Origin of the sequence: Thalassolituus sp. UBA2009, from assembly GCF_002335285.1 — a bacterium.
GTDB classification, from domain to species: Bacteria; Pseudomonadota; Gammaproteobacteria; order Pseudomonadales; family Oceanobacteraceae; genus Venatoribacter; species Venatoribacter alkanivorans.
In genome coordinates this window covers 60745-64354 of the sequence record NZ_DDCJ01000166.1, presented here as the reverse complement: position 1 = coordinate 64354, position 3610 = coordinate 60745, and the positions used below count along the sequence as shown (strand labels likewise).

Here is a 3610-nt window from a genome sequence, read left to right as displayed (position 1 = left end):
CTCGGCCATTCTGGAGCTGGAATCAGCAGATTCTGCTGACGCTGAGCAGAACAATGCAGAGCAGATCAGTGCAGAACCAGCGGCCGCTGCGCAAGAGCCTGCTCCGGCGGCCCCGGCGGCAGAAATAAACGCCGGTTCAGCAGCAGATAGTGTGGAAAGCCTGATTGATCTGGTGGTGCCTGATCTGGGCGGTGCCAGTGAAGTCACCGTGATTGAACTCTGTGCGCAGCCTGGCGACACCCTCAGTGCTGATGATTCGCTGATCGTACTGGAAAGCGATAAAGCCAGTATGGATATACCGGCACCACAGGGCGGCACCTTAAAGGAATTGCTGATTAATATTGGCGACAAAGTGAAAGAGGGCCAGGTGTATGGCCGGCTGCTGACACAGGCGCAGCAGGGCTCTGCAGCATTAGCTCAACAGGCATCAGCTCAGCCAGCGTCAAATAAAGCGGTGGAAAATGCACCAGCGCCAACAGCGGCGGCTGTTTCTGCGGCGTCTGTAGCAGCGGTGTCTGAAACGACGAGCAGTGCAGAAAAAACTGATATTCATAATGTCTACGCCGGTCCGTCTTCCCGTCGTCTGGCGCGACAGCTGGGTGTCGATTTAACCAAAGTAAAAGGCACGGGCGACCGCAGCCGTATTACCAAAGATGATATCCGTGACTACGTTAAAGCGCTGGTAAAACAGGCTGAAAGTGGCGTTGCTGCGGTGACTTCTGGCAGTGGTATTCCTGCTGTTCCGGCAGTTGATTTTGCACAATTCGGTGAGATTGAACTGCAGCCGATGAGCAAAATTAAAAAGATCACGGCGGCTAATATGAGCCGTAACTGGCTGAATGTGCCTCATGTTACGCAGTTCGATGAAGCCGATATTACCGACCTGGATGCTTTCCGCGCTTCGATGAAAGCGGAAGCAGAAAAGCAAGGCGTTAAACTGACTCCGCTGCCGTTTTTAATTAAGGCAGCGGCCAGTGCCCTGACGCTGGAGCCCAGCTTTAATGTATCGCTGCATCACGATGGCGAACATATGGTGCAGAAACACTATGTGCATATTGGTATCGCCTGCGATACGCCGAACGGCCTGATGGTACCGGTGCTGCGTGATGCCGATAAAAAAGGTATTTACCAGATCGCCCGTGAAGCCAGCGAGCTGATTGAAAAAGCCCGTAACGGTAAACTTAAGCCTAACGAAATGCAGGGCGGCTGCTTTACCATTTCCAGTCTGGGGGCGATGGGCGGTACCGGCTTTACGCCGATTGTAAATGCTCCGGAGGTGGCAATTATGGGCGTGTCTAAGGCGCAGATAAAACCACAGTGGAACGGCAAAGAGTTTGTGCCGCGTAATATGCTGCCGCTGGCGGTCTCTTACGACCACCGGGCGATTAACGGTGCTGACTGTGGTCGCTTCTTCACCACGCTGGTGGCGTTGTTGTCGGATGTGCGTCGTCTGATTTTATAACCAGGCGTGTTATCGCGGGCATGGCCCGCTCCTACCCAAATCTGCTCCTTTTTAAAGACACCGATTTTTCGTAGGAGCGGACCATGCTTACGTTAAAAGGATTGTGTCATCGGGAAATTCAGCAGAATTGATTTTGTAGGAGCGGGCCATGCCCGCGAATACCTGTAGCCTTAAGGATATATTCCTCTCAGCGCAGCCACTGCTCAGGCAGGCCTTTGGTCTGGATCATCGCGGCAAAATCCATGGCCAGCGCAATCATCACATGTACCGCAACACCACCCCAGATTGAGCGTGACTTTAACGCCAGAATGCCAAGAAAAAAGCCGAATAAAATCGCACCGGTCGACTCCAGCCAGAGTTTCGGGAAATGCAGCATCAGATAGGGCAGGCACATCACCGCGACCGATAAGCTGCCGAGCTGTGGCCGCAGGCCGTTCACCAGAAAACCGCGGAAGAAAAATTCAACGGCAATAAACTGGGTGATGTAAATACACTCCCAGAGCAACAGATCAAGCCAGCTTTTATGGGCCAGATTATAAAAGGGGTAGTGGTTGGCGAAGTCGTCGCGGAAGCTGGCCATAATGGCAAAAAACACAATCGGTGTAGCCAGCAGGCAATAACCTAACCAGTGCTTATGCACCTCGCCCCATTGCCAGCCGTAATCGCGGACGGATTGCTTCAGCACGTATCGGATGGTGAGCATCGGGATAATAATAAAGGTCAGCAAATGCCAGAAACCCCACCAGACATAACCCAGTAATTCGCGGTACTGGCTGCGCTGATAGCTGATCAGCCACTGGTGGTTGTCAATGGCAAACAGGTTTTCCAGTAGCGGGATTGCAGTACGCAGATTGCTCGAGTATTTCAGGTAATGCAGCATCAGTAAGCAAACGCAGGCAACGGCAATCACAATCCAGGCACGGTTTTTTAAGGTTGCCGGGCTGACATTCTGCCGCTCTTTTTCGGCCTGCTCATCAATAGCGCTGACGTGCGACCAGATCTGTTTCGGGTGCAGCCAGTACAGCGGGTTATGCAGGGTTCTGGATTGATACGACATAAACATCCTGTTTGTTAATTCAAAGCGCCCGGCGGCGCCTGGTCAATGCAGGTGCCGCCGGCGCTTGGTTAATGCAGATGCCGCCGGCGCTTGGTTAATGCAGGTGCCGCTGGCACTTGGTTAATGCAGAAGCCGGCAGCATTTTATAAATGCCTATGCTGCCAGCGCCATGTTAAAGCAAAAAGTAGGTCTTGATGCCGGACAGAATATTATTCACCGCCACCGATGCCAGAATCAGCCCCATAACCCGGCTGATAATACTGGCGCCACCATCACCGATAAGCCGGTGAACCCGGCTGGCCAGCAGTAGCAGGACAAAAACTACCGCCAGAACCGACAGCATAACCAGCGTGGTCTGCGACTGTTCGAGCAGGCTGTAACGGTTGTTCTCGGTCATCAGTACCGCACCAAGCATGGCGCCGGGGCTGGCAATGGATGGCACTGCCAACGGAAAAATAGCGGTTTCTCTGCCGTCGCGGGCGATGCGTTTTTCTTCAGCCGGTTTGCCTTCGCCAAAGATCATGGTCAGGGCAAACAGGAACAGCACGATACCGCCGGCAATCTGAAACGCCGACAGCGGAATATTGATGGCGGTCAGAATGATTTCGCCGGCCACCACAAAAAACAGCAGAATTGCGCCGGAGAATAACGTCGCCTGCAGGGCAATTTTTCGCCGTGTCGCTTCGTTATGCAGAGCGGTGACGGCAATAAACACCGGAATGGTACCGATGGGGTCGATCACAGCAAAAAAGAAGATAAAAGTGGCGATCAGTTCGCTCATAAGGCTCCGGAACTGTATGGGCCTGGCTGCCGGACCGGTTCCGGTCAGAAGAGGCAGGCCGGTTGCTGATGTGGTGATATGGCACAGAAGGTAGCAGGATAATGGAGTTTGCCGCTGAATGCAGCGCTCCGTGCTAATATGCACGGCTATCTGTTGTTATTTCTGTGATGATTCCTGTGACCAAACCTGTTGATTCTGCTGCATCTGACTCTGCGCCGAAAAAAGTATCCGGCGCTTCTCTTTATGGTACGGGCAAAGCCCGCCCGGATGCATCCTCCGCTAATGGAACGGGGAAAACCCGCCCGGATGC

At 53.3% G+C, this 3610-nt stretch carries 3 protein-coding genes; 1 reads left to right on the top strand and 2 read right to left on the bottom strand.

Annotated features, from left to right (window positions below):
* Positions 1-1462 (top strand): dihydrolipoyllysine-residue acetyltransferase (aceF, locus tag B3P58_RS20590; protein ID WP_286720350.1); only part of this gene is annotated, 1462 nt, incomplete at its 5' end.
* Positions 1463-1649: 187 nt separating this feature from the next.
* On the opposite strand, the gene B3P58_RS20585 is transcribed toward aceF, so the two are convergent.
* Positions 1650-2519, bottom strand: a complete 870-nt coding sequence (locus B3P58_RS20585) for a CPBP family intramembrane glutamic endopeptidase (RefSeq protein ID WP_286720348.1) — start codon at positions 2517-2519, stop codon at positions 1650-1652.
* Positions 2520-2691: 172 nt separating this feature from the next.
* On the bottom strand, positions 2692-3300 hold the full coding sequence (locus B3P58_RS20580; RefSeq protein ID WP_145468324.1) for a MarC family protein: 609 nt from the start codon (positions 3298-3300) through the stop codon (positions 2692-2694).
* Positions 3301-3610: the final 310 nt, after the last annotated feature.

Bases quoted from the DNA above. Each gene is read 5' to 3' on its own strand.
- B3P58_RS20585 (WP_286720348.1), bottom strand. From the start codon at position 2,519: ATGTCGTATCAATCCAGAACCCTGCATAACCCGCTGTACTGGCTGCAC.
- B3P58_RS20580 (WP_145468324.1), bottom strand. From the start codon at position 3,300: ATGAGCGAACTGATCGCCACTTTTATCTTCTTTTTTGCTGTGATCGAC.